The organism is Paucibacter sp. Y2R2-4, assembly GCF_025717535.1.
Classification (GTDB): domain Bacteria; phylum Pseudomonadota; class Gammaproteobacteria; order Burkholderiales; family Burkholderiaceae_C; genus Paucibacter_A.
Genome location: NZ_JAJIRO010000004.1, coordinates 483,094 through 509,191, shown reverse-complemented (window position 1 = coordinate 509,191; position 26,098 = coordinate 483,094). Strand labels below are relative to the sequence as shown.

Genomic DNA, 26,098 nt, shown 5'->3' with positions numbered 1-26,098 from the left:
ATGTTCAAACCCCTAGCCCGCCACAACCAGTCCCTGGGCGCTCGCATGGTCTTGGCCACCTTGGGCTTTTGTCTCTTGTTCACTTGCACGGCGGTCGCGGTTCACACCTGGCTGGCCTGGCAAAGCGGCCTCGCCGCCATGACCAGCGAATTGGAGCTGATCGAGAAGGTCTACCAAAGCACGCTGCGCAAAGCGGTGTGGGACATGGACCGCGACTCGATTCAGACCCATTTGAGCAGCGTGGGCAATGTGCGCTCCATCGGGCATATCGAGGTCCGCATCAAGGCCACCAACCGCCCGGCCGATTCGGTGCAGTTCACCCGCCCCGGCTGGGAGGGTGCTGGCCGCGCGCCATCGCGCACCTTGCCGCTGACCTATCAGGCCTTTCCTGGCGCACCGATTGAGCCCTTGGGCGAGTTGCTGTTGATTGGCGATGAGCGTGAACTCTGGGCCTCTTTGCGCTCTTCGGTGCAGGCGATCGTGCTGACTCAGCTGCTGCAGTCCTTGCTGCTGGCAGGCTTCATCATGTTCTTGTTCAGCCGCGCGGTCACGGTGCATGTGCGTCGTATCGCCATGCACTTGGGCCGGCTGCGGCCTGAGGAGAAGAGCGAGCATCTGTCCTTGAACCGATCTTCCAAGAACCGCGACGAGCTGGCCATGCTGGTCGGCGGCGTCAATCATTTGCAAGACCGCCTGAGCGACTATGTGCAGCAAAAGCAGCGTTATGAAAACGCGCTGGCCGAGCACCGCGACCACTTGGCCGACGCGGTGCGCGAACGCACGGCCGAACTCTCCACCGCCAACCAAGCCCTGGCGCAATCGGCCGATGTTTTGCGTCAGATTGGCGATATCGGTAAGGAGCTGACGACCAGTCTCGACGTGTACGCCATCTGCGTGGCTCTGCATCGGCATTTGCGGGAGCTCTTGCCGCTGGACTCTTTTGGTGTGGCCATGCTGGCGGCGCGCGGTGATCGGCTCGACTTGATCTACTACGTCGAAGACGAAACACTGGCACCGCCCTCCAGCTTTATGTTGAACGACACGCGCTGGCTGACGGTGCGCACGTTCTTGGAAGACCGTGAGCTGGTGATTGCCGATGAGGCCGCCGAGTCCCCCACGCCCGAGGGCGTGGTGCCCAGCGCGCCGATGCTGTCGGCGCTGTTACGCCCCCTGGTGGCGAACGGGCGTCGCATCGGCGTGGTGATCTGTCAGAGCCACAGGCCGCAAGCCTTCCAAGAGCGCGAGCTGGAAATCCTGCGCTCCACGGCGGCCTATGCGGCGATCGCCTTGGCCAATGCCTCGGCCTATGCCAGTGTGGAAGCCTCGCGCGGCCAGGCGGCGCGGGCCCTGGAGGAACTCAAGCAAGCCCAAGGGCAGCTGATCCAGTCTGAAAAAATGGCGGCTCTGGGCCAGTTGGTGGCCGGGGTGGCGCATGAAATCAACACGCCGATTGGCGCCGTCAAATCCAGCGGCCGCAATATCGCCGATGCCTTGCGCCACACGCTGGAGCAACTGCCGCAAGTCTTGCAGTTGCTGGACGAGGCAGACCAAGCCCGCTTTGTCGACTTGATCCACCGCGTCAATCAACCACATGGCCTGCTCAGTTCCAGCGAGGAGCGGGCTCAGGCACGCGCCTTGAGTCAAGCGCTGGAGGCTGCTGGCATCGAAGGCGCGCGCCACAAATCGGCCCTGCTGGTGCAACTGCGAGCGCAAGACCGTTTGGAGGAGCTGCTGCCGCTGTTGCGCCACCCGCAGGTGGAGCTGATTTTGGACACGGCGCACAGCATGTCCACCATTGCCAGCAACACCGAGAACATCAATATGGCGGTGGAGCGGGTCGCCAAGATCATTTTTGCGCTCAAGTCCTATTCGCGCTTTGACCAATCCGAGGAAGTGGTGGACGCCGATCTGCGCGAAGGCCTGGAGACGGTGCTGACCATCTACCAGAGCAAGCTGCGCGGTGGCATCGAGTTGGTGCGGCACTACCAAGACCTGCCGCGCATTCCCTGCTTGCCGGACGAGCTCAACCAAGTCTGGACCAATCTGATCCACAACGCCTTGCAGGCCATGCAATACAAAGGCGTGCTGCAGATCCGCTTGGAGCGTGACGAGCACTACGCCATTGTCATCATCAGCGACAGTGGTTGCGGCATTCCGCAGGAATTGATTGGGCGCATCTTTGACCCCTTCTTCACCACCAAACCGGTGGGCGAGGGCAGCGGCTTGGGGCTGGACATCGTGAAGAAGATTGTCGAGAAGCACCACGGCCGCATCGAGCTGCAAAGCGTTGTGGGCGTGGGCAGCAGCTTCTCGGTCTACCTGCCCTTGGAAGCAGGCTGGCCCGGTAAAGATCCGGTGACGGTGTATTGAGCCCAGCGGCCAGAGCTTGTGTAAGGAGAGTGGTCACTGCGATGCTTCCAACGCCCGAATTCTTCGCCACCGATGAGGCCGTCGCGCAGCTGGAAGCTGCGCTGCGTGCTGCCGAAGGACCGGCAGAGCGGCTGCCGGTCGTGCTGGCTCTGGCTTGGCAGTTGCGGCAACGGGATTGCGAGCGTGCTTTGCTCTCGGCTGACCAGGGGCAAGCATTGCTCGCCGAATCCGCGTCGCAGGACTGGGGCCTGAGTTCAGCAGCCCAAGACAGCATGCAGGCGCGCCTTGAATTATTGCGAGCCGAGATCCGACTGATGGCCGGCGAACTGGTTTCGGCAGAGCGCCAGTTGCTGCAGGCCCAGGCCAGGTTCTCGCAGGCGGGTGACGCCTTGGGCCTGGGTGATGTGAAGTGGCTGGAGCAAATGTTGTGGTTCGCACGGGGTCAACCGCTGCGGGCGCAGGCTTGCAATCAGGCTGCCCAAGCTCATTACTCGCAGACTGGAGATCAGATTCGCCTCGACTCAGCCAAGGCCTGCTCACTGTTTCACGCTGCCTTTGGTGACACGGAGCAGGCCAGGCTTGACCTGCAAATTGTGCTTCCGGATTACGAGCTTCCTCGTGATCCGACCTCCCAAAGCTGGGTGCTGGCGGCCCATGCCCTGGTCAAGGGCATGGGTGGAGATTCCGGTGGCGCCGCGCGATTGTTCTTGCGAGTTTTTGCGTTAGCAGAAAGGAGCGGTCAAATCAGCCTGGCCTGTATCGCGGCCTTCAATGCCAGCACGGGCTTCACGCTCTTGAACGATTCAAGCCTGGGCCTTGAATGGGCGGAGCGTGGACTGGCTCTGGCGCGAGCACGGCACTGGCCCACGCGTATCGGCCGCGGTTTGGAGGTAACGGCGAATTCCTTGAGGCTGCTTGGTCGGTATGCTGAGGCGCAAGCGCTGCTGCAGGAGTCTCTAGAACTGGCTAACTCTGTGGCTCAAGTGTCCGGCAGTCTTGCCAATGTCCAATCAAGTTTGGCTCTTCTCGCTGTAGACATCGGTGACGACAGCGCAGCCTTGTCTTGGGCGCAGGATGCGATAGCCACTTGTCAGCAGATCGGTATGCGCGAGAGTTTGGCAGTGGCTTTGGGCGTGCAAGCTAAGGCCCTGGCGGGCTTGAATCGACCGCAAGAGGCTTTGCAGTATTTGCAGCGCCTGTTTGAACTGGCTGACGAAAGTGGCAATTCGCTGTGGCGCTTGAATGGCTTGCGTAGCTTGGCGGCCTTGCATGCGAAATTTCAGCTGCCATTGCCGCCCGGCGCACAAGCCGGTCATGCCGGCCTGCACTATTTGCAGCAGGCGATTACCTTGGCGCGAGGCATGTCAGACTTCATCTTGCCCGTCGAACTGCTGGAAGAAGCGGCTGCGGAATATGCGCGCACGGGAGACCTGCAGAAGGCCTATCAGTTGGCCCTGGAGGCGGGCCGTTCTCGCGAGCGCATTCACAGCCAAGAAGCCAGCAACCGGGCGATCGCGTTGCAGGTTCGTTTTGAAACCGAGAGCTTGCGCCATGAAGGCGAGCGGCAGCGCCTGCTGGCCCAGGCCCATGCCGAGCGCGTGGCCAATCTGGAGCGGGCAAATGGCACCTTGGAGCAATTGGGTGCGATCGGTCGGGAGATCACCACCAACCTTGAGGCCTCGGCCGTCATCGCGGCGCTGGATCGGCATGTGCACGCCCTGCTGGATGCTTTCTCTTTCGTCGTCTTTCGTCTTGAGGCCGATGGGCAGACCCTGCGTACCGTCTTTGGTGTGGAGGACGGCGTTGCACTGCCGCACCGCAGTACCCGTGTCGATTCATCACTCGGTCGGGTGCCGCTGTGTGCACGTGAACGGCGTGAAATCGTCGTCCATCTTGGGCAAGATGACGCCGAGCGGGCCCGCGTTGAAGGCACAGCGGTGACCTTGAGCATGATGTTCTCACCCTTGCTTGCCGGTGAGCGGCTGCTGGGCGTGATGACCATCCAATCTCCTCGACCCCACGCCTATGGCGAGCGCGAGATCGCCATCTTCCGGACCCTCTGCGCCTACGGGGCCATTGCTCTGGCCAATGCCGAGTCGCAGGCGCAATTGATTCAGTCGGAGAAGATGGCCTCGCTGGGCCAGTTGGTGGCCAATGTGGCGCATGAGATCAACACGCCGATCGGTGCGATCAAGTCCAGTGGCGCCACCATTGTGGAGGTGCTGGCCGATACCTTGGCGGCGCTGCCAGCCTTGTTGCAGACGCTGGAACCGACGATGCAGGCCTTGCTGGTGGACATGATTGAGCAAGCCAGCCGCGCCAGCTTGCTGCAGAGCTCGCGCGAGGAGCGCGCCGTGGTCAAGGCCTTGACGCGGGCGCTGGAGCAGGCCGGCCTGATACCGGCGCGCAGCCTGGCCAGCTTGCTGGCGCAGTTGGGCTTGAGCGAGCTGCCGGAGGCCATGTTGCCGCTGCTGCGACATCCGCAACGTGAGCGAATTTTGCAGGCGGTGCAAGGCGTCTCCACCGTGGTGCGTAGCGCCAACAATATCAACACTGCGGTCGAGCGCGTTGCCAAGATTGTGTTTGCGCTGAAGCGTTTTTCGCGGGTGGACAGCAGCGGCGAATGGCAGTCCATTGACCTGGTGGAGAACATCGAAACCGTGCTGACGATTTATCAGAACCAAATCAAGCAGGGGTGTGAGTTGGTGCGCCGTTATGAGGCCGATCTGCCGCCCTTGCCCTGCCTGCCCGATGAGCTGAACCAGGTCTGGACCAACCTCATCCACAACGCCTTGCAAGCCATGCCGAAAAATGGCCGCCTGACCCTGGGCATCCGCCGCGAGGGCGAGGATTTGGTGGTGAGCGTGGGTGACAACGGTTGCGGTATTCCCGAGCCCATCCGCGCGCGGGTGTTCGATCCTTTTTTCACCACCAAGCCGGTCGGTGAGGGCAGTGGCTTGGGGCTGAACATCGTCAAGAAGATCATTGAAAAGCACCGGGGGCAGATCGAGCTGAGCAGCGAGATGGGTGTGGGCACGACCTTCTCGGTTCGCCTCCCCTTGGCATGAGCGGTGGGCACCAGGGTAACCCTAGGATTGCGTGAAAAACATGCCGAGCCCGAGTGCTCGAACGTAATATGCGACTGGGGCAGAACGACGGACGAAAAGATTCGTCGATCCCCCGGGCCGATCACATCTCGACTGCTGCTGATGGTGCAGCAGTCCAGGCAAGGCAAGAGGCCCAACAACAACTCTAGGGAGAGTTATTGATGCAAGGCATATTGCTGTGCGTGGATGATGAGTTGATCGTGCTGAATGCGCTGCGCGACCAGTTGCGCAAGGCCTATGGCAAACAGCATTTGATTGAGATCGCCGAAAGCGCCGAAGAGGGGCTGGAGATTCTGGATGAGCTCAGCGGCCAGGGCTTGGTGCCTTTGGTGGTGATCTCGGACTTTCAGATGCCCGGCATGAAGGGCGATGAGTTTTTGATCCAGGCGCGTCGTCGATTCCCCTATGTGGTGACGGTGATGCTGTCGGGTCAGGTCAGCGATGCTGCGGTGGACCGGATGCGCCAACAGGGTTGTTTGCACAGCCTGCTGGGCAAGCCCTGGGATTCGCACGTCTTGCTGGCCAGCATCGACTCAGGCTTGGAGAAATTTGCGCTGCTCAGGCCCTTGCCGGACCGCTGCTGAAACCAGCTCGGAGGCAAGTTTTCAGGAGGTGACGCGAGATGGCCAATGAGGTGATTTTGTGCGTTGACGACGACAGCGGGGTGCTGACCTCGCTGCGCTCCTTGCTCGGCAAGAACCTGCAGCATGGGCAGCTGATTGAAATTGCGGAAAGCGGCGCCGAGGCGCTGGACCTGCTCGACGAAATGGAGCGCGAAGGCCAGCAACTGGCCCTCATCATTGCCGACTACATCATGCCGGGCATGAAGGGCGACGAGCTGCTGGTGCGGGTCCATCAGCGCATGCCCGAGGCGCAGACCATCATGCTGACCGGGCAGAGCAATCTGGAGGGTGTCAAGCGCGCCATCAATGAAGCGAGGCTGTTCCGCTTCTTAGAGAAGCCCTGGCATAACGAAGATGTGCTGCTGACCGTGAACGCGGCCCTGCACACCTACCATCTGAATGCCGAGTTGCAGCGCCATATGCGCGAACTCAGCCGCATGAATGAAGACCTGGAGCGAACCGTCAGTCAGCGCACCCAGGAGCTGGTGGAGAAAAACCTGGAGTTGGAGCAGCTCTCGGTGACCGACCGCTTGACGCGGCTCTACAACCGCTTGTTTCTGGATCGGGTGCTGGAGCGCGAGTTTGCCGCGGCGGGCCGCAAGTCACGCAGCTTTGCCCTGATCTTGCTCGATATCGATCGCTTCAAGCGCGTCAACGACACCTTTGGGCATCACGCCGGTGACCAGGTCTTGGTCAGTTTGGCGCTCTTGTTGCAGCAGCGGGTGCGCGGCAGCGATGTGGTGGGGCGCTGGGGCGGCGAAGAGTTCCTGATCATCTGCCCCGACACCGAGCTGTCCGGCGCGCATCAGATGGCCGAGATCTTGCGCCAGCGCATTGCGGAGCACAGCTTCCCGCATGTGGGTGAATGCACCGCCAGCCTGGGCGTGGCGGCCTATCTGCCGGGCGACACGATTGCCGCGGTGGAAGCCCGCGCCGACAAGGCGCTGTACGCCGCCAAGCAAGGCGGCCGCAATCGCGCGGTGGCGGGCGAGCGCAACGCTGCCTGAGCGCCGCTATTTGCCCCAGCGCCAGCGCGGCGGCTCGCCCTTGAGCCAGCAAATGCCGATCAAGAGGCCCGACAGCAGCGTCACGCTGGCGAAGAAGGCCATCGGGTGCGCGTCTGGCGAGAACAGAATGGCCGTGATGATGATGGCCAGGCAAAAGCTCAGCAGCACCAGCCAGCCTTGCCAGCAAGTCGGTGGCCCCCAGCCCCAGCCATAGGTCTTGGCTGGGAACCAGAGCTCTTTCTTGGGAGTGTCTGCTTCGGACATAAGCGCCTTTCCTTTTTGTGTGGTGCGATTCAGATCTGCACCCGCGTGCCCAGTTCCACCACCGCGTTGTCCGGCAGGCAGAAGAACTCGGCCACGCCGCCGGCGTTGCGGCTCATGGTGGCGAACATGCGTTCGCGCCAATTCGCCATGCCCTCGCCTTCGGTTGGCACCACGGTTTCGCGGCTGAGGAAGTAACTGGTTTCAAAAACGGGGATGCGCAAGCCCTTGGCTTCGCACAGGGCCAGCGCCTTGGGCACATCGGGTTGGTCCATGAAGCCGAAATGCAGGGTGACGCGCCAGAAGCTGCCCGGCAGCTGTTTCAGCTCGACGCGCTCGCTGCTGTCCACCCAGGGGCGGTCATGGAAGACCACGGTCAGGATCACATTGGTCTCATGCAGGACCTGATTGTGTTTCAGGTTATGCAACAAGGCCTGCGGCACGGTGTCGGGGTTGGCCACCGCATAGACGGCGGTGCGGAAGGCCTTGTTGGGCATGGCGCTGTCGCTGAGGTTCTCCAGAAAGGGTTGCAGCTCCAAGCCTTCGCTGCGGATGCTGCCCATCAGCAATTCGCGGCCGCGCGACCAGGTGCTCATGATGATGAAAAGGCCCAGGGCAAAGGCCAGTGGGAACCAGCCGCCGTCCACAAACTTGAGTGCGCAACCGGCCACCAACAAGACATCCAAGGCCAGGAAGAACAGCGTCGCCGAGATCGCCAGCCAAGCCGGCAGACGCCAGCCGTCGCGCACCACAAAGTAGGTCAGCACGGTGGTGATCAACATGGTCAGCGTCACCGCAATGCCATAGGCACCGGCCAGGGCCGAGGAACTGCCAAACAGCAGCACCGCCGCTACCACGCCGCCCAGCAAAGCCCAGTTGACCGCCGGCATATAGATTTGGCCGGCCTCGCTGGCCGAGGTGTAGCGCACCGTCATGCGCGGCAAGAAGCCGAGCTGGATGGCCTGCTTGGTCATGGAGTAGGCGCCCGAGATCACCGCCTGCGAGGCAATCACCGCGGCCATGGCGGCCAGCACCACCATGGGCAGCATCCATTGCTCGGGGAAGAGTCGGTAGAAGGGGTTCTCGATCGCTGTGGGGTCGCCGATCAAGAGCGCGCCCTGGCCCATGTAGTTCAGTGCCAAGGCGGGCATGACCAGGGCGGTCCAAGCCAGACGGATGGGCTTGGCACCGAAATGGCCCATATCGGCATACAGCGCTTCCGCGCCGGTCAGGGCCAGCACGATGGCGCCGACGGCGGCAAACACATGCCAGCCGCGCGCCATCAAGAACTCCCAGGCATGCAGCGGATTCAAGGCCGCCAAGACCTGCGGCTGCTGCTGGATATGGTGCACGCCGATGACGGCCAAGACCAGGAACCACAGCGTGATCACCGGGCCAAAGACCTTGCCCATGGCGTGCGTGCCAAAGCGCTGCACCAAAAACAGCGCCAGCAGCACGCCCAGCGAGATCGGCAGCACATAGGGCTTGAAGCTGGGGGTGATGACCTCCAGCCCCTCCACCGCGCCCATCACCGTGATGGCGGGGGTGATGATGCTGTCACCATAGAACAGCGTGGCGCCGAACACGCCCAGCAGCAACAAACCCTTGTGCAGGCGTGCTCGGCCGCTGCCGACTGCTTTGGCGGCCAGGGCGGTGAGCGCCAGTCCGCCACCTTCGCCGCGGTTGTCGGCGCGCAGAATCAGGATCACGTATTTGAGCGTCACCACCAGCATCAGCGCCCAGATGATGGTCGACACCGCGCCGATCAAATTGGCGGCATTGAGCGCCACGCCGGTGGCGGGCAGGAAGATTTCCTTGACGGTGTAGAGCGGGCTGGTACCGATATCGCCATAGACGACACCGATGGCGCCCAAGGTCAGCGCCGGCAACGTTTGGCGCTGCGGGTGACCGTTGGGGGAGGAGGCTAGAGAGGCTGAGGACATCATCTCAACGGTGGGTTTAGATGTCCGCACTGTGCGCCTGGGCGTATCAGGAAGGCATAAGGATGCGTGGCTCCTGGGTTGTGACGCTGGCTTGAGGCGCTCTCGGTCACCGAGGCAGCTCCGCCGCCGGTCGGCGCATACCTTGCTTCGTCGCACAGTCTTTGCGGGTCAAGCCGGCGAAAAGTACCGTGAGGCCTCAATCACTTCGCTCCGGCGATTCTTCAAAAGGCTCACGCATGACTTTCCTTCGCACCGTCCTCCTGTCAACTCTGCTTTCAAGCGCGCTCAGCACTCCTGTGTTGGCCGCCGATGTTTCGCCCGCTGATGTCTTCGCTGGCTGTGCTACCGACATCTCCAAGGCGGCCTTGCAAGACTTTGCAGAAAAAGTTGACGTCTATTGGAATGCTCGCAACGCCGCGGCACTGGCCACCCTGTACGCCAGCGATGCCAGCTTTGCCATTGCTGCCGACCATGTGCACCTGAGCGACCGAAAGCAGGTGCAAGACTTCTTCACCCAGTCCTTCCAGACTTTGCCAGCAGACTTGAAGCACAAGATGAGCGTCAGCCATGTGAAGAGCATGGGCAAGTTCTGCACCATGGACAGCCGCGCCCTCATCGGGCGCGTCAAGGACGATGGCAGCATGAGCGCCTTGGCCGAGTTCTCAGCCTTTTGGGTTTTGCGTCCCACCCCACAAGGCCTGGAAGTGCAGGCGGCTCGCGTCGCGATGTTGCCGCCTCAGCCTATGCCATTGCCTATGCCTGCCACTGCGACCCAGCAATAAGTGAGGGGCAAGCTTGTCCAGACCTGGCTTTGCCTCTTGAAGCTGAGGCGGGACCGATGGGCGAGACGCGCTGCTGGCGACCCTGCAGTTCATCCGCCACGACATGCGTTTCGTCGCAACTCGGTGGCGCGAGGGCTGTTTGCCGCGACACTTCTGCCGCACCTCAACTGCAGCCGGCGACCGGCAGTGAATCATGAGTCAACTCGAGAACACGCGCACGCCCACTCCGCTGAAGCTCAGCGCACTTTGGACCGCAGCGACCTTTTGCTATCTGTACTGCGACTACTTTGAGTTGTATGTGCCAGGCAAGCTTCAGTCCATGCTCGCGGGTCGAATGGAACCGCTGGGGCCGGTCACGCAAACCGCTCTCATGGGGCCTTCCGTCCTCATGGCCATCCCGAGCGTGCTGATTGCGCTTTGCCTGTTGTTGCCACCCGTCGCTGTGCGTTACTTGAACCTCGCGGTCGCTGCGTTCTTCACTCTCATGATGGCTGCGTTTGTGGTGTGGGTCGATTGGCACTTCTATCAGTTCTTCGCCCTGGTCGAGACTTGCCTCACAGGCACCATCTTCTGGGTCGCACTCAAATGGCCCAAATGCGGCGTCCCACATCCATAGCTCAGTCGAGCGGCGGACGCTGAGGGTTGCGACTGGGTTTCGAGCGAAGGAGCTCCCGGCCGCTGAAGTGCACTTTGACCAACCATTCCTATGAGCACCGGGCGGTGCTCATGGTTGGGTGCCCGTAGGTGTCTTTCGACGGATCACTGCAGCTCAATGGTTGAACCACGCCTCTAAGGTCTTCAGCGATAGGCCAGCCTCTTGGGTTCGTGAATTCAGACTTGCAGGGTCAACCGCTGGTGATCGGAAGGCGGTTGTTCATGTGGCCCAATCCGCAGTTCACCCGAAGTGGCCGTGAACGCGCGGGATGAAGGCAGACACTGGGGATCTCCGCGCAGATCAGAGGGGCCTCGTGGAGTCGGCACACAGCAGAAGGGACACTTCTCTATGAAGCGCAGCTATCTTTTGGCCCAGGGAATTCTCTGGGCCAGCGCCATCATGGCTTCGGCCATTTTGAAGGCACCTGACTTCCTCACCTTGCTGCTCTTGCCAAGCCTTGGCGCGACAGCCTTTTTGCTTGCGCCGCGTGGTGGCCAATGTCGCGGCCAATGCCGCGGCCGGAAATCGTCGCGCGAAACCTCGGGGTTTTGATGGATGCCATGAAACCTTCCAAGCGGGCCGGCGGCCCAGTCTTCAGTTCCGTGTAGCTAGTAGGTTACCCATCAGGACAAAGACTTGCCCCTCTTCATTCTTGTGCTCGTGAGCTTTGCGGCGGCTTACCTCGCGGTGATGATGGGTGTGCTTGCGCGACGCAAGCCTGGATATCGGCATGGGCTGCATACGATCAGTGAACTTGGGGAAGTCTCTGCACCTGATCAGCGCTTTGTCGCCTTGGGCCTCTTCCTGCCTGTAGGCCTCGCCTTGGGGCTTGCGGCTGCGTTTCTCATGTCACGCCATGAAGCGCTTGCGGCGCTCGCTGGCGCGGTAGCGGCGGGCTATATCCTGGCGGCCCTTTTCCCCTGCGATAGGGGTTCTCCGATCTCAGGATCGGCGCGCCAAGCGGTGCACAAGGCCGGCGGCGCTATGGAGTACCTCGGCGGCGGGTATGCCTTGCTGAATCTGGCTGAAGTTCATGGAGCCCCGTTCAGCGTTGCAGGTGTGATCGTGCTCATTGCCGCAGCCTTGTTGACGGTGCTTCCCGCCAAGTCTCTGCGCGGTCTCGTTCAGCGGCTGGCTGAAACCGTTTTGTTCCTGGCCTTGCTCTATGGAATTTTGCGGCTTCAGTAGGAGGGCTAGGCCAAGCAGAGGCTGAACTGGGCTACGAGGAAGCGATCCGCCACGCACGAATCGCTCCGCTCCTGAACACGCAAGGTCTTAGCGCCGCTTGCCTTCCAGGGTCTGGCCGTTTTGCTTCAGCAGCGCAGTCACCACCCGCCCGGCTGCGTCGCGCTTGAACTCCAGCACGGCGCCGACGGCTTTGATTTCCAAACGGTCAGCACCGGCGGGCTTCGCGGAGATGGCGGGCTGCCCGCTGCCCTGCACCTTCAACTGACCCTCGTCTTCGAAGACGCGCAGGATGAATTGCGGCGCCACCTCGTATTCGCCCAAGAGATCCGCCACGCTTGCGCTGGCGGCTTTGTCTAGCGGCTGGACGCGCAGCACTTCCACGGCGCCGCCGCCTTGGCGCCAGAGGGCTCGGTCAACCCGGCCTTGCTCGAACACCGGGCTCAGCAGGGCGCTGAAAGTGCGCGGGTAGAAGTCGCCGCGGCTGTCATAGCCCAGCTCGAAGGCCGATTGGCCGTCGGCTTGCGCCATCAACTGCTCGCCCTGCAGCCAGATGCGCGCGCCTAGGCCACCCAGGCTGTATTGGCCCGGCATGGCGGCCAGCAGTGCGGCGCTGGGCTGGGCGGGTTTGCGGGCTTGGGGTGTTGGGGCTTTTGTGAGACCGAGCAGCGCGTGGGTCACATCCCCCAGGCCACCCAGATCTGCCAGGCTGGCATCGCTCAGCACCACGACGGCGCGTTGCGCTGCGGGTTCCAGTGCCACCACGGATGAGAAGCCACCGGTCCCGCCTTCATGGGCCACCAACTCATGGCCCAGGGCCTTGAAGCGCATCCAGTTCATGGCCGAGTGCTCGCGCAGCGGCTGCTGGCTCTGACGCATATCGGCCAGCAGCGCAGGGGGCAGACTTTTGCTTTCATCCAGCCCCAGCTGCGCCTGGGCATAGCGCACCATATCGTCCAGGCTGGCGCGCACCATGCCCACGCCCGACAAATTGGTGGCGGCATGCCAAGCGCTGGTCGGCTGACCGGAGGCCAGATGCCCCTGGGCCAGCGGCGCCTTGCTGCGCGGTTTGTTGATGAAGCTGCTCTGCATCTTCAAGGGCTCGAAGAGGCGTTGAGTCAGCGCTTGTTCCAAGTCACCGCCCAGGCTGCGGGCGACGGCGGCCGACATCAGCATCATGCCGAAGTTGGAGTACTCGAAACGACTGCCGATGGGGTGCTTGAGTTTGACCTGGCCGAGGGCCGCGAGCAGCTGGGCTTCACTCAGGTCGGCGTAAGGGTCGCTCGCATTCTTGGGCGCGAAGCCCGGCGGCAGGCCGGGCAGGCCCGAGCTGTGGGTGAGCAGATCGCGCACCAGGATTTGCCGCTCGCCCTGGCGCGGCAGCTCGGTGCCGGGCGGTAGATGCTGGGCGATCGGGTCATCCAGCTTCCATTTGCCCTCGCGCACCAAGCCGGCGACCAGGAAGGCCGTCATGGTTTTGCTGACCGAACCGATCTCGAACAAATGGCCATAGCCCGGCCCACCATCCGCGCGCGGAGTCGCGCAGGCCTTGGCGCGCAAGACCTGACCCTTTTCGATCAAGGCGGCGACGGCGCAGGCGCCGGTGCGGTCGCCCTCAAAGCGGGTCTGCAGTGTGGCCTGCATCTCCGCCTCGCTGCTGGCAATGGCTGGCCCGCCCAGCAGTAGCAGCAGACAGGCCAAGGCCGCGCCGCGGCGGCGCCATGGGTTTGTTCTCATCATGCTTAACTCCCGTTTTAATCAATGACTCTCGCCTGCGGCCAAGCGGTCCAAGGCGTCGATCTCGGCTTGCAGTTTTTTGGCGGCGCGGCGATTGATCGCATGAATGGCCACAAAGACCAGCACCATGATCAGATCGACGATGGCCTCGGTCGTGCCGGCCTGGCCGCCCTGCTGCCCCCACATGAAGACGAACAGGCCGGGTAGCAGCGGCCCCAGATACCAACGCCGGACCTCGTGCAGCGCATCGCGTTGGCGCAGCAATTCCTCGCGCTGGAATTGCAAGCCGGTTTGCCCAAAGTCGCGCGGCAGGCTGCGGGCCGAGGCGCGCTTGTGCAACTGCCACATCACCACCAAGGTCCCCAGCACCACCAACACCGCACCCAGCTTGGTCACCCAGTAGGGGAAGAACCAGGCGTAGAAACAAAACACCGGCACCACGACGGCGCCGCCGATGTACTCGCGCCGGTTGCGGCGCACGATCCGGTCTTGGAAGGCCTGCGCAGCGACTCGCAATTCTTGCGGCAGGCAGGCCGGCTGCGGGTCGGGCTGGGCGCGCCAGGCTGACTTGAGATCGTCTTCTGCGTTCATGGCTTGGACTCCTGGGGGCCGAGCTGGCGGGCCAGCAGGGCTTTGATGCGGTGGATCTTGGTGGCGACATTGCGGGCCGAGAGGCCGGTGATGTCGGCGATGCTGGCGGCGTCGAGGTCCTCGAGGTAGAGCAGCATCAGCTCTCGGTCCAGCGGGGCCAAGCGGTGGATCAGGGCCAGCACGCGGCCCAGATCAATGCGTCGTTCGGTGTGGGCCATATCGGCGTCGGCATCGGCCAAGGACTCGGCCTCTTCCAGCGTCAGGCCTTGGCGCTCGGCCTGCCGCAGGCTGCGCTGCACATGGCTGGCCCCGACGTTGTGCGCCACCCGGTAAGCCCAGGTGCGCAAGCTGCATTGGCCCTGAAAATTGTCCAAGCTTTGCCACAGCGCCAATTGCAATTCCTGCAAGAGCTCCTGGCGCTTGGCGTCATCTCGCTCATAGCCGCGGGCGAAACGTGCCAGCTCGGCGCCATGCAGGCGCATGGCTTCAAGGTACTGCTGGTCTTGGGATGAGGGTGTTGACATGCGGGCTGCCAAAGTGCGTTCAAACTTAACAGTCCGCCGCCACTTCAGTTTCTTACAGGCTGCTGCAAAAAAATCTTCAGGCACTCTCTGCCAATCGATAGCCCACCCCCGGCTCGGTCAGCAGCAGTTGCGGGTCGGCCGGTTCGGTTTCCAGCTTGGCGCGCAGCTGGGCCATATAGAGGCGCAGGTAGTGGGTGTGTTCGGTGAACTCCGGCCCCCAGACGTCGATCAGCAAGCTGCGATGCGTCACCACCTGGCCGGCGCTGCGCACCAAGCGCGCCAGCAGCTTGAACTCGGTGGGTGTCAGCTTGACCTCGGCGCCATGCAGGCAGACCCGGTGCGCGCCCAGGTCCACCATCAGTCCGCTTTGCTCGTAGCGGGTCAGTGCGGCTTGGGTATGCAGGCCGCGGTGGCGCAGGGCCACGCGCATGCGCGCCAGCAATTCGCTGATGCTGAAGGGCTTGACCAGATAGTCGTCGGCGCCGGCGTCCAGCAGCTGAATCTTTTCACCGTCTTGCTCGCGCGCCGAGATCACCAGCACCGGCGTGTTCTTGCTGCGCCGCAGCTGGGTCAGCAGACTTTGGCCGTCACCATCGGGCAGACCCAGGTCCAACAAAATCAAGTCAGGCGGCTGGCGCGCATGCTGCAACTGGGCTTGGGCGTCGGCCAGGCTGGCGGCGGTATGGACCGCATAACCTTCTACCCGCAGGGCTTCGCTCAGGGTGCTGCGCAGTTCGCGGTCGTCTTCGACCAACAAGACGCTCAAGCTCATGCCTGTTCTCCTGGCCCCGCGGGCATGTCAAGCACCGGCAGCCAACATTCAAAGCTGGCGCCGCCATGGCTGCGGGCGCGCAGCCGCATGCTGCCGCCATGGGCTCGGGCAATGGCGCGGCAAGCGGCCAGGCCGATGCCGGCGCCGCGCGGATTGGCGCTCTCTTGCGCCACGCCGGGGCTGCCGCGCTGGTACACCTCAAAAACCTTGTCGCGCCAGGCTGGGTCGACACCGGGCCCACGGTCGCGCACCGCCAGCACCACAAAGCGCTGGCCTGTCTCGTTCTCCATCTGGCGCAGCAGCAGCTCGACGGGGCCGCTCTCAGTTTTGCCTGGCGCTTGACCATAGGCCAGGGCGTTGTCGATCAGGTTGTCGAGCAGCTGATGCAAGAGCAGGGCGTCGCAGCGCAGCAGGGGCAGGCCGGGTTCCAGGCGCGCTTTGACGCGTTTGCTGGCTTCCGGGTAGCGCTGCCGCACGCGGCGCAGCACCGCGCCGACGATGTCTTCGGCCGACTCCCAGTCCAGCCTCAGCTGCAGGCCGGGGGCGTCTAAGCGCGCCAGTTGCAGGCTGTTGTCGGTCATGCGCTTGAGCGATTGGGTTTCGTCCAGGATGGTGCCGATCAGGCGTTGTCTTTGCGCCATGCTGAGCTTGCTGTCTTGCTCCTGCAGGGCCGAGGCGGCGCCCATGATGCAGGCCAGCGGCGTGCGGTAGTCGTGGGAGATGGCGGCCAGCAGGGCATTGCGGGTGGCTTGCTGGCTGGCTTCGCCCAAGGCCTGGGCGGCGCTCTGTTCGGTGGCTTGGCGCTCCAGGGCCAGGCCGAGCTGGTCGCACAGGGTTTGGGCATGGGCGCGCAGGCCGGCGTCTGCGGGCTGCTGGGCGCTGGGCAGCGGCAGGTAGGCGGCGCCAAAGCTGGCGCGCCGGCCCCGCAGCGGCAGATACCAGGCGGCCAGTTCTTCATGCCTCCCGCAGCCCGGCCCCATGGCCTGGCCGGTGCGCAAACACAGCCACAGGCCACTGACCTGGTCGGCCGTGGGCGTGGGGCCCAGCCAGAGCAAGGTGGAGTCGTCGTTGCGTGCCGGCAAGCTGTCGCTGCTCAGCAGGGCCAGCAGCGGCTCGGCGCCGAGCAGGCTGCGCAGGGCGGCAGCCAACTCGGGCGCCAAGTCCAGGGCCGAGGCGCTGTCGCGCAGGGCTTCACCAAAACGCTGCAGTTGCTCGGCGCGCTGGGCGTGGCTTTCGGCGCGATCGGCCTGCCAACGCAGGCGCGACATCAAGACGCTGGTGATCCAGCACAAGCTCAGCATGCTCAAGAGCAGCAAGAGGTGCTCGTGGCCGCTGACCATCAAGCTGCCCTGCGGCGGCACAAATCGCCAGTTGAAGGCCAGCACCGCCAGCAAGCTGCAGACCATGGCGCTGGCCAGCGGCAGCCACAAGCTGGCCAAGGCCGTGGCCAAGACCGGCAGCAGGGTCAGATTGGCCAGGGCAACGCGCCCGTCCAACCCCAGCATCAAGGCCCAGGCGGCCGCCCAGCTCAGGGCTGCCAGGCTCAGTTTTTGAATCAAGGGGAGCTGCGACGAGGCGCGGGAGATCTGCATGGGCCGCAGCCTAGCAGGGCCGGCATCAGGATCGCGTAGGGATTGGGCTCTGGCACTGATCGGCCCGCTGCATCTTGCCGGATGAAAAAGCAGATCAGGCGGATTGGACTTGACTGGCTTGTTGCGCCTGGCTGTTCAGCCGCCGTTCCGCCTGGCTGCGCCCGCCATAGCCCCAGGCGTGGGCTGGGATTTGCTGCACGACGGTGTAGCTGGTCGGGTGTACCAGGCCCAGCGCGGCTTCCATGGCCTGGTGCACCCCGGCCAGATAGGCGGCGATTTGCGCTTCGCTATTGCTGCCGGCCGTGACTTGAATTTCCAGCTGATAGCTGGCGTGGGTGTCGGCGGCCAAGGAGCGTGCGCCGATGAACCAATGCGTGGCCGGCAGCAGACTGAAGCGCACGGCCGTCAGCCGCGGGTCTTTGCTCAAGTGCTGGGCCGTCAAGTCGGTCAGCTCGTGGGCGAGTTGTCCCAGATCGGGTTCGCGGCCGACGGCGGGGCTGAGGCTGAGGTGAAGATGAGGCATGGCTCGGGTTCCTGAAGTGAAGTGGGGCAGTGGAAGTGGGGCAGGGGGGGGATCAATGCCCATTCAGAAATGGGCGCGACGCAGGGCCTCGGCTTGTTGGCCGGGAAAGGCTTGGCGCAGTTCGCGGTGCAGACACCAAGCGGCATAGCGCTGAGCCCAGCTGAGCGTCGGCTTGGGGCGGAGGCTGTGGTTCACGAGGGGGCTGCGGGGCATGCGATGGCGGATGGGCGTTTGCATATGGGGAGTTACTTCAGCGCTTGGTTTTGGCTTTTGCTGCGGGCATGGTCTGCATGGTATGTTTGCGAAAAAGCACAGACAACGGGTCAAATTGCAGTGTGAATATGCAAAAAAGCACAACGGACGTGAACGAGATTTCCCCAGAGCGCGGTGCCGATCTCGGCTTCAACTGGGACGATCTGCGCTATGCCTTGGCGATCGCCGAAGCAGGTTCGCTGAATGGCGCGGCCAAGGCGCTGGGGGTTCAGCACACCACGGTCTTGCGACGTTTGGATGCCTTGGAGCAGCGCCTGGGCGCGCGCTTGTTTGATCGCTTGCGCCAGGGCTACACCCCCACCGAAGCTGGCGAGTTGATGGCGGCGCAGGCGCGCCAAATGCGCCCGGCCATTGCCGAGATGCAGCGCCGCATCCTGGGCCGCGACCTGGAACTGCAAGGCAGCTTGCGCCTGACCACCGCTTTCATCGCCACCTTGTATCTCTTGCCCGAGGCCTTGGCGGCGTTTCGGCGCAGCCACCCCGGCATTGAGGTGGAGGTGCACGAGAACTCCAATTTGGTCGATATGTCGCGGCGCGATGCCGATGTGGCCCTGCGCATGAACCGGGTGGTGCCGGAGCATTTGGTGGGGCGCCAGGTTGGCGAGGTGCGCATGCGGGTCTACGCGCTACGCGGCGCGCCGGGCCTGCCGCAAACGGTACAGCCCGTCGAGGACTTATGCGCCCACTACCCCTGGATCGGCTTTGATCGCGAGCGTCGCTCGCGCTTCTTTGATCGCTGGATGTTGGACCATGTGGCCGACGAGCGCATCGTCATGCGCATTGATCTGCTGCACCCCGCCGTGGCCATGGCCCGCACCGGCGTAGCCTTGGCCTTGCTGCCGACCTTGATTGAAGGCCATGAGCCTGATCTGCTGCCGGTGTCCGAGGTCTTGAACGAGGTCAGCACTCCGGTCTGGCTTTTGACTCACCCGGACCTGCGGCAGACCGCGCGGGTGCGCGCTTTCCTGCAAGAGGTGGGGACGCATTTGCAGGCCACGCTGGCCGCCGCACCTTGAAAAACGCGGCCCGGGCCTCATGCTGGGATGCACTAGGAGCTGTTTATGTTGATCACCTGCCCGCACTGCCTGACCAAAAACCGCGTCCCCGACGAGCGCGCCTCCCAAGACCCGGTCTGCGGCAAATGCGGCCAAGCCTTGCTCAGCGGCGAGGTGCTTGAGCTGAACGACGGCAACTTCGATGCGGTGGTGGGCGGCACTGAGCTGCCGGTGCTGGTCGACTTCTGGGCGCCTTGGTGCGGCCCTTGTCGGCAGATGGCGCCGCAGTTTGCGCTCGCCGCCCAGCAACTGAAGGGTCAGGTCTTGCTGGTCAAGGTCAATAGCGATGAGAGCCCGAATTTGTCCAGCCGCTTCGCGATTCGCAGCATCCCAACGCTGATCCAGCTGCAAGCAGGGCGCGAAGTGCGGCGCATGTCGGGCGCGCTGCAGGCGGCGCAAATCATTGGCTGGCTGCGTTAAGGCCGCTGGTCCGCCATAGGGTCATTCCCGCCATAGCGCATTCATCCACGCCGGCCAAGTTCCGCACGTATAGTGCTGTGGACTGGAGGCGTTATGACAGAGACCGAATTTCGCATTCCCCCGCGCCCATGGGTCGGCGTCCTGGTGTTCGTGGCCTACTGTGCGCTGGTGATGGGCGCTTGGCTGCTGTTCGAGATTGACTACAAAACGGTCGCGCTCGAAGCCAATATCCCCAAGGGCATCATTCTTCCTTTGAGCTTGGGCGCGCTGGCGATGGCCTCCTATGCTCACTACGCCGGTTGGTGGCGGGCGGCTTTTTACGAAGTGTCGCGCCTGCCTTATCTGGGCGTCTTGTGCCTGCTCTTGCTGCCCGTGGCGGGCGTCATCGTCAGCTCCATGGCTGCAACCCAATGGGCTGCATTGAGCGTGCGCCACGTGGCCTTGATGGCGCTGGCCATGCTTTTGGTGGGTTTTTGCGAGGAGATGCTGACCCGCGGCATCCTGGTCGTCGCCTTGCGCGGCCGCTTTCGCCGCGAGCTTTGGGTTTGGCTGGGCAGCTCGGTTTTGTTTGGCCTGATGCATGCCACCAATGCGTTCTTTGGCATTGGTGCGATCGCTCTGGCGCAAGTGCTGCTAGCTTTTTGCGTGGGCAGCGGCTTTTATTTGCTGCGCCGTTTGTCCGGCAGCTTGCTTTTGCCGATGTTGGTTCACGCGGCCTGGGACTTCTCGGTCTTTGCCTATGAAGCCGCGCCCGCCCATGCCGCGCCGGAGCGGGTGCTGTTCATCGTGGCCTGCTATGTGATGTCGCTGCTGCTGGTGGGTTGGGTCTTCAGGCGGGAGGAGCGGCTCGGGCACCGGGGTGTTGCCTGAACCGCATCTTGCGCTTCGCGCTCAGGCCCAGCGGCCGACCGGCATATAGCTGGCGCTGTTGCGCACATAGCGGGGCCAGCGCCAAGCCAGCATCAAGGCAGAGAGCAAGACGCTGAGGCCGGCAATCCAGCCCAGGCTCAGACCCAGCCAATGCAGGCCGAAGGCGGCGCTCGCGCCAAGCGGCGCGAGCGCAAAGGGCAGGGCCAGCGCAGCCAGGTTGGGCATGGCTTGCTTGGACCAGTCGCGCAGCAACAGGCTGCCCATGGGCAAGGTGGCCAACAGAGCGTAGAGCCCGACATAGCTGGCTGTTTGCGCGGCGCTGCCGAGTGATATCAGCAAGAGGATCAGGCTCATGCCGAAGGCCCAGTGCAAATGAAACTGCAGCAAGAAGCGGCGCGCCATGTGGCGGTTCAGCGCCGGCCCGCGTGGTGTTCCGGGCAAGAGTAGCAGCAGGCTTTGCTCGCGCCGGCTGCGGTAAAGATTGGCGGGTAGGCCCAGCAAGGGATTGATGGCCATGCTGACGATGCCGATGTGCAGGCCCAAGCCCCCTTGACTGGCCAATGAGGCCCAGTTGGGCGCGGTATAGAGTTCGGCGGCGATAGCGCCGAGTGCGACCAGGGTGAGGACCACGCTGATCGAGCCGAGGAAGCAGGTCCAGTGCAAATTGCCCAGGTAGACCAGCTCGGCGCGGGCCAATGCGCTGCGGGCTTCGGGCCTGGCATGGCGCAAGAGGTACTGATGCCAGAGCGGTTGCGGCCAGGAGAACAATCGCATGCAGCGCATGCCCAGCGTCCCCGTGTACTTGGGGGTCATCAGGCTTTGCTGCTGATTGTTGAAGATCTTGCGCATTTGGGCTTGCCGGGTGTAGTTACCGCGGTGGCTGGCGCCGCCCTCTTGCAAGAGGCGAGACAACAGCCAGGGCAAGACCAGCAGGGCCAGGCCGGCCAAGCTGGCGGGCTGTTGCACGTACCACTGTTTCATGCCACCCCAGAGCAGCGCAAAAAGATTGTTGAAGGGCCACAAGAAGCCCAGGCTGGGAAGGATCCAGATCCCGAACCACAGCCACCACCACCGCAAGCAGATGGCGAAGATCACCAGCGTGGTGGCCGTCCCCAAAGCCCAGAGAAGCGGGCTGTCGGTCACCGGGCCATAGAGCACCGTCACCAGCAGGGTCAGCGCCAACAGCAGCCCGACCGCGCAGCGCCGCAACCGTGCCACATGGCCGGGCACCAGGCGGGCAGCGTTCGGATGATTCTGTTGCTGCAGGCTGGAAAAGCTGATGCACCAAAGAATCAGCAGGGACGGCAAGGCGGCAATGCCCAGCACGAGGCGCGCGGCCGCCCAGCCCTTGCTGACCCCCAAGCCCAGTGCAAGCAACAAGATGAGCGCCAACAGTCCCAACCAGATCCACAACTCCCCGGTGTGACGGCGTTGGCGTAAGGGGGCCAGCAGAATCGGGCTGTACGGCGCCCAAAGCCTTTGTTGAAGTGCGCTCATGTTCAGGTCAACTCCATGAAGAGGTCTTCCAGATTCACCGACTGGCTGCTGATCTGCGCGGGCAGGGTGAGCGTTTGCATCTGTGCCTGTGCCTGCGGCGCTTGGCGCACCAGGCAGCGTTCATGGCCGGCTTCCAGCGGGCTGCGAGACAAGCAGCTCAGGCCTTGCGCTTGGATCAGGCTTTGGATCACCGCGCTGGGGCCGCTCAAGGCGCGCACTTCGTCGAGCAATTCATCCAGCGGTGCTTGCAAGCCGATGCGCCCGCTCTTCAAGAAGGCCACATTGAAGGCGACACGCTCCAGATCCGACAAGATGTGGGTGGAGAACACCACCGTGGTGCCGCGATCCAGCACCTGCTCGATCAGCTCGCGCAAGAAGTCGCGCCGGCCAGCTGGGTCCAGGCTGGCCACTGGCTCGTCCAGCACCAGCAGATCGGGTTCATGGGCCAGGGCGCGGATGATGGACAGGCGCTGCTGCTGGCCGCCGCTGAGCTTGGCGATGGGCTTGTCGCGAGCGATGTCCCAGCGCGACATCAGGCCCTCGACCTTGGCTTCGTTCCAGCGCGGATAAAAACTCTTGAAGTAACTCAGCAGTTGCGCAGGACTGAAGGCTTCGAACAAGTCGCTCTGCTGAGGCACATAGCCAATGCGGGCGCGGGCCGCATCGTCCAGGGCAAGCGCGTTCTGGCCGAACAGCTGCGCCGAGCCTGACTGGGCCTCGCGCAGGCCCAGCAGCGCCTCCAACAAACTGGTCTTGCCCGCGCCATTGCGGCCCAAGAGACCCACCACCTGGCCGGGCAGCAGACGCCAGTCCAGGTCTTTGAGCACCGACTGCGAGCCGTAGCTCAGACACAGCTGGCTCAACACCGCGCTGGCGCTGGGCAAGGTATCTGAAGCGCTTGGATCCAAGGAGGCAGAGCTGGGCATGGTGGCGGCGTTCATGGGGTGTCTCCCTGTTTGAGGATGTGTTCGAACAATTGCAGTGCTTGCGCGGCAGGCACTTCGAGTTGTTGCGCCTCGGCGGCGGCGCGTTCCAGGCTGGGGCGCAGCAAGGCGATGCGCTCGGCAGCCGGTTGTGCTTTCTTGTGCTGGGCAGCCACGCGCATGGCAAGGCCGCGGCGGCGCTCCAGCAGGCCTTCCGCCTCGAGCAGGCTGTAGGCCTTGGAGATGGTCATGGGGTGCACGGCCAAGGCTTGCGCCACTTCGCGCACCGAGGGGATTTCCTGCCCCGCTATCAGATGGCCACTGGCCACCCGGCGTCGTACTTGCTCGACCAACTGCCGGTAGATCGGTTCGGTCGACCCGGTGTTGATGCTGAAGAATTGAAAGGCATCGGCGCTCACGGCTGCTCCTTATGTGTACTAGTATAGTAGTACACGTTGACAGAAAGGGTCAAGCCGAATTTCAGCAAGGAGGGGTCAGGTCTTGCTGGCGGTATTTCTGCATGCTTCAGCGCAGGCCCGTGAGTCATCTGCGGCGAAGGGCTGGATGCCGCGGCCTACACTCGCCGCTGCCTCAACACTTGGATGCCGCTCGGCACAAAGGCCATGACCTCGAATCATTTGTTCAAGTTTTTCGTGTCGCTGGGACTGTTCTCGCTTGCCCTTTTGACGGGCTGCGCGAGCGTGAAACCGGCGGGGCCCGGCCAGGAGGCGGCCGTGAAGCGCTTTGAGGTGCCGGCCCAGCAGTCGCGCATTTATATCTACCGCAATGAATTCCTGGGCACCTTGGTCGGGCTTGAGCTTTTGGTGGACGGCCGACCCGCCGGCACGACCAAGGGCAAGACCTTTGTGGTGGCTGATGTGGACGCGGGCGAGCATCAGCTGGTGTCCAAAGGGGAGAACACCCACACCCTGACGCTCACCACCCGCGCAGGTGAGCCCAGCTTTGTTTGGCAAGAGGTGAAGATGGGCCTGCTCAGCGCCGGCTCGCGCCTGCACAGCGTGGATGCAGCCACCGGCCGCGCTGGGGTAATGGAAACTCAGTTGGTGGGCAGCCCTTTGATGAAGAGCGGCGAGGCTGCGCCGCCCGCCGCTGCCGTGGCCCCGATGCCGACTGAAACAGCCCTCGCGGTGTCTGCGCCTGTGAGCGCCGCCGAGAGCTACCCGGTCGCTGCTCAAGTGGCGGCGCAGCCCTCTGATCCAGTTTCTGCGCCTGCGCAGGCGCAGACTTCAACAGAGAAGCCCGCGCAAATCGAAGCGCAAACCCATGCTCAAACGCCCGCCGCCCCCGAGGCCAAACTCCGTCCCAGCCGATTTGACTATGAAGCCGAGCGTGCCGCCAAAGAGGCCGGATGCTTGGGTCCGAATGGCGAGCGCCCCATGTCCCGGCTGCTCACGCGCGAAGGCGTGATTGAGAGCTTCACCGTGCAATGCGCTGCCTACAGCCTGCGGGTGCGTTGCGATATGGGCATGTGCCGCGTGCTTCCTTGAGTTTGCAGGCGAGGCCGGATCGGGCTGGACCTGAGTCAGGGGGCTGTCCGTTCGTGTGATGATTCGGCCCCATGTCTAGGACTCAGCCGCAACACACTCTGTTCAGCGCCGCCCCGCTTGCGCTGCCACCTATCAATCCCTGGGCCTTGCCGGCCATGCTGCTGGCCTGCGGCCTGGCGCCGCTCTTGGCCTACAACCTGACGCCTTCGGCCACGCTGTTCAATCAGTTGAGCGCTTGGGTCGGATGGGGCTTGGTGATGGCGTGCATGACGCCGGGCTGCGCGCCCCGCTGGCGCCTCAGTCCAGCCGCCGTGGCATTGGCGCTTTTGGTCTTGGCCCCTTGCATGTCTTGGCTCTGGGGTCGCCTGCCGATGGGACTGGCGCTGGCCAGCAGTGGCACCTTGTTGGCGGCCATGTTGCTCTTGTTGGCCGGGCAAGGTCTTGGCTCGCAAGCGCGCGTGCGCTGGCTGGAGGCTTTGTGCTGGGGCCTGCTTTTGGCGGGGATCTTGAGTCTGGTGGTCAGTCTGGTTCAGGTGTTCTGGCCGGCTTTGGCCGATGGGCAGGTGATTGCGCGCTCAGGCATTCCGGGCCGCGCGGTTGGCAATTTGCGCCAACCGAATCATCTGGCCAGCTTGTTGATGTGGGCCTGTGTGGCGGCGGTCTATTTGGCGGAGGCCAGTCGCTCCGCGGCGCGAGAGGCCGCGGGCTGGCGCTGGCACCCGCTGGCATTGCCACTGCTGTTGGCAGGCTTGATTCTGGCGGTGGTCTTGAGCGCTTCGCGCACCGGTGTGATTGGTGTGTTGATCTTGGCCGTTTGGGGCGCGCTCGATCGCAAACTGAGCCGTGCCTCCAAGCTGAGCCTCTTGGCCACGCCGCTGATGCTGGGTTTGAGCTGGTGGCTCTTGTCCATTTGGGCCAATAGTGGCGGCTATGCCCTGGGGGCTGAATCGCGCTTGGCAGAAGGGGCGGGTTCGCCCTCGCGTTTGGCCATCATCGCCAACGCTTGGGTTTTGCTGAAGGCCAACCCGCTGACCGGCGTCGGCTGGGGGGAGTTCAATCTGGCCTGGAGCATGACGCCCTTCCCAAACCGGCCGATTGCCTTTTTTGATCACACCCACAACATCGTCATGCAACTCGCAGTGGAGCTGGGCTTGCCGCTCAGCGCCCTGGTGCTGGGCTTGCTGACATGGTCGCTGTGGCAGGCCTTGCGCATGAGCATGAAGGCCAAAAACGTCAACGACGCCATCGCCAGGCGCTGCGCCTTCATGCTGGTCTTGATGATCGGTCTGCACAGCGTGCTGGAGTACCCGCTGTGGTACGCCTATTTCCTTTTGCCAACAGCGTTTGCTTTTGGCTTGGCGCTGGGCGCGCCCGACGATGGCGCTGAAAGCCGCGATGCTTCAGCGCCAGTCGCGGCTTGGCCCTGGCAGCTGGGCGGCGCCTTGATGGTGGCGGCGAGCTTGTTCACCTTGCGCGACTATCTGCGTGTGGTGGAGATCTATGTGCCCTCGGAAAACGCCGCCCCCTTGAGCGAGCGCATAGCGGCCGGCCAGGCCGGGCTTTTGTTTGCCAGCCAGGCTGACTATGCCGCTGCCACCTCTTTGGCGCCTGGGCCGCAAGCTCTGGCGGCGGCTCAGCGCACTGCGCATAACTTGATCGATGCGCGGCTGATGATGGCCTGGGCCAAGTCTTTGCACGCAGTCGGTGAGACCGACAAGGCGCGCTATGTGGTGGAGCGCTTGCGCGAGTTCCGCAATGCGTCGAGCACTGAGTGGCTGGCCGAATGTGCGGAGTCGCTGCCGCCCGGTGCGCTGCAGCCCTTCCAGTGCCAGCCTGCGCAGCGCGATTACAACTGGCGTGAGCTGCGCTGACTTGGCTGA

At 63.4% G+C, this 26,098-nt stretch carries 24 protein-coding genes; 12 read left to right on the top strand and 12 right to left on the bottom strand.

From position 1 onward, the window contains the following. From LNV06_RS17340 to LNV06_RS17325, 4 genes are all read left to right on the top strand, one after another. Positions 1-2,370, top strand: coding sequence for a sensor histidine kinase (locus LNV06_RS17340; protein ID WP_263539552.1), 2,370 nt, complete (start codon positions 1-3; stop codon positions 2,368-2,370). Between the two features lie 41 nt (positions 2,371-2,411). Beyond that, the gene (locus tag LNV06_RS17335) at positions 2,412-5,438 is read left to right on the top strand and encodes an ATP-binding protein (RefSeq protein WP_263539551.1); all 3,027 of its coding nucleotides are present in this window, start codon (positions 2,412-2,414) and stop codon (positions 5,436-5,438) included. Positions 5,439-5,638: 200 nt separating this feature from the next. Next, positions 5,639-6,061, top strand: coding sequence for a response regulator (locus LNV06_RS17330; RefSeq protein WP_263539550.1), 423 nt, complete (start codon positions 5,639-5,641; stop codon positions 6,059-6,061). A 38-nt stretch (positions 6,062-6,099) separates the two neighbouring features. Further along, positions 6,100-7,107 carry a diguanylate cyclase gene (locus LNV06_RS17325; protein ID WP_263539549.1) on the top strand — a complete coding sequence of 336 codons (1,008 nt, stop codon included), beginning with the start codon at positions 6,100-6,102 and terminating at the stop codon, positions 7,105-7,107. A gap of 6 nt (positions 7,108-7,113) precedes the next feature. Here the strand turns inward: LNV06_RS17325 and LNV06_RS17320 are convergent, their stop codons facing one another. Then, the gene (locus LNV06_RS17320; RefSeq protein ID WP_263539548.1) at positions 7,114-7,371 is read right to left on the bottom strand and encodes a hypothetical protein; all 258 of its coding nucleotides are present in this window, start codon (positions 7,369-7,371) and stop codon (positions 7,114-7,116) included. 29 nt (positions 7,372-7,400) lie between these two features. Further along, positions 7,401-9,311, bottom strand: a complete 1,911-nt coding sequence (locus tag LNV06_RS17315; RefSeq protein ID WP_263539547.1) for a potassium transporter Kup — start codon at positions 9,309-9,311, stop codon at positions 7,401-7,403. A 236-nt stretch (positions 9,312-9,547) separates the two neighbouring features. Between LNV06_RS17315 and LNV06_RS17310 the strand changes: the two genes are divergently transcribed. The 3 genes from LNV06_RS17310 to LNV06_RS17300 all read left to right on the top strand — a co-directional run bounded on the left by LNV06_RS17310 (position 9,548) and on the right by LNV06_RS17300 (position 11,936). Further along, positions 9,548-10,093, top strand: coding sequence for a hypothetical protein (locus tag LNV06_RS17310; protein WP_263539546.1), 546 nt, complete (start codon positions 9,548-9,550; stop codon positions 10,091-10,093). Between the two features lie 193 nt (positions 10,094-10,286). Continuing rightward, positions 10,287-10,709 (top strand): DUF6326 family protein, encoded by a 423-nt coding sequence (locus LNV06_RS17305; RefSeq protein WP_263539545.1) that lies wholly within the window; start codon positions 10,287-10,289, stop codon positions 10,707-10,709. Between the two features lie 675 nt (positions 10,710-11,384). Beyond that, on the top strand, positions 11,385-11,936 hold the full coding sequence (locus tag LNV06_RS17300; RefSeq protein WP_263539544.1) for a DUF998 domain-containing protein: 552 nt from the start codon (positions 11,385-11,387) through the stop codon (positions 11,934-11,936). Between the two features lie 87 nt (positions 11,937-12,023). On the opposite strand, the gene LNV06_RS17295 is transcribed toward LNV06_RS17300, so the two are convergent. The 7 genes from LNV06_RS17295 to LNV06_RS17265 all read right to left on the bottom strand — a co-directional run bounded on the left by LNV06_RS17295 (position 12,024) and on the right by LNV06_RS17265 (position 17,867). Beyond that, positions 12,024-13,670 carry a serine hydrolase domain-containing protein gene (locus LNV06_RS17295; RefSeq protein ID WP_263539543.1) on the bottom strand — a complete coding sequence of 549 codons (1,647 nt, stop codon included), beginning with the start codon at positions 13,668-13,670 and terminating at the stop codon, positions 12,024-12,026. A 21-nt stretch (positions 13,671-13,691) separates the two neighbouring features. After that, positions 13,692-14,261: a hypothetical protein gene (locus LNV06_RS17290; protein WP_263539542.1), complete on the bottom strand. Its 570-nt coding sequence runs from the start codon at positions 14,259-14,261 to the stop codon at positions 13,692-13,694. Beyond that, on the bottom strand, positions 14,258-14,785 hold the full coding sequence (locus LNV06_RS17285) for an RNA polymerase sigma factor (protein WP_263539541.1): 528 nt from the start codon (positions 14,783-14,785) through the stop codon (positions 14,258-14,260). Before LNV06_RS17285 ends, LNV06_RS17290 begins: the two co-directional genes overlap by 4 nt. A 76-nt stretch (positions 14,786-14,861) precedes the next feature. After that, on the bottom strand, positions 14,862-15,557 hold the full coding sequence (locus tag LNV06_RS17280; RefSeq protein WP_263539540.1) for a response regulator: 696 nt from the start codon (positions 15,555-15,557) through the stop codon (positions 14,862-14,864). Next, positions 15,554-17,149: a sensor histidine kinase gene (locus tag LNV06_RS17275; RefSeq protein WP_263539539.1), complete on the bottom strand. Its 1,596-nt coding sequence runs from the start codon at positions 17,147-17,149 to the stop codon at positions 15,554-15,556. Before LNV06_RS17275 ends, LNV06_RS17280 begins: the two co-directional genes overlap by 4 nt. Positions 17,150-17,243: 94 nt before the next feature. Further along, entirely contained in the window at positions 17,244-17,672 is a 429-nt protein-coding gene (locus LNV06_RS17270; protein WP_263539538.1) for a tautomerase family protein, read from the bottom strand. Positions 17,673-17,735: 63 nt separating this feature from the next. After that, positions 17,736-17,867, bottom strand: a complete 132-nt coding sequence (locus LNV06_RS17265) for a hypothetical protein (protein WP_263539537.1) — start codon at positions 17,865-17,867, stop codon at positions 17,736-17,738. A gap of 146 nt (positions 17,868-18,013) precedes the next feature. Here LNV06_RS17265 and LNV06_RS17260 point away from each other — a divergent pair, with 146 nt between their 5' ends. The 3 genes from LNV06_RS17260 to LNV06_RS17250 all read left to right on the top strand — a co-directional run bounded on the left by LNV06_RS17260 (position 18,014) and on the right by LNV06_RS17250 (position 20,290). Then, entirely contained in the window at positions 18,014-18,961 is a 948-nt protein-coding gene (locus LNV06_RS17260; protein WP_263539536.1) for a LysR family transcriptional regulator, read from the top strand. A gap of 45 nt (positions 18,962-19,006) precedes the next feature. Beyond that, on the top strand, positions 19,007-19,420 hold the full coding sequence (trxC, locus tag LNV06_RS17255) for a thioredoxin TrxC (protein WP_263539535.1): 414 nt from the start codon (positions 19,007-19,009) through the stop codon (positions 19,418-19,420). Positions 19,421-19,513: 93 nt separating this feature from the next. After that, positions 19,514-20,290 (top strand): CPBP family intramembrane glutamic endopeptidase, encoded by a 777-nt coding sequence (locus LNV06_RS17250; RefSeq protein ID WP_263539534.1) that lies wholly within the window; start codon positions 19,514-19,516, stop codon positions 20,288-20,290. Positions 20,291-20,311: 21 nt separating this feature from the next. On the opposite strand, the gene LNV06_RS17245 is transcribed toward LNV06_RS17250, so the two are convergent. Genes LNV06_RS17245 through LNV06_RS17235 form a run of 3 tightly spaced genes read right to left on the bottom strand, consistent with a single transcriptional unit; the run spans position 20,312 to position 23,129 of the window. Further along, positions 20,312-21,787 carry a hypothetical protein gene (locus tag LNV06_RS17245; protein WP_263539533.1) on the bottom strand — a complete coding sequence of 492 codons (1,476 nt, stop codon included), beginning with the start codon at positions 21,785-21,787 and terminating at the stop codon, positions 20,312-20,314. Positions 21,788-21,789: 2 nt separating this feature from the next. Then, on the bottom strand, positions 21,790-22,728 hold the full coding sequence (locus LNV06_RS17240) for an ABC transporter ATP-binding protein (protein WP_263539532.1): 939 nt from the start codon (positions 22,726-22,728) through the stop codon (positions 21,790-21,792). Continuing rightward, complete coding sequence (locus LNV06_RS17235; protein ID WP_263539531.1) at positions 22,725-23,129, bottom strand: GntR family transcriptional regulator; 405 nt, start codon at positions 23,127-23,129, stop codon at positions 22,725-22,727. Before LNV06_RS17235 ends, LNV06_RS17240 begins: the two co-directional genes overlap by 4 nt. A 315-nt stretch (positions 23,130-23,444) precedes the next feature. Here LNV06_RS17235 and LNV06_RS17230 point away from each other — a divergent pair, with 315 nt between their 5' ends. Next, positions 23,445-24,218, top strand: coding sequence for a DUF2846 domain-containing protein (locus tag LNV06_RS17230; protein ID WP_263539530.1), 774 nt, complete (start codon positions 23,445-23,447; stop codon positions 24,216-24,218). A 71-nt stretch (positions 24,219-24,289) separates the two neighbouring features. After that, positions 24,290-26,089 (top strand): PglL family O-oligosaccharyltransferase, encoded by a 1,800-nt coding sequence (locus LNV06_RS17225; protein WP_263539529.1) that lies wholly within the window; start codon positions 24,290-24,292, stop codon positions 26,087-26,089. Positions 26,090-26,098 lie beyond the last annotated feature (9 nt).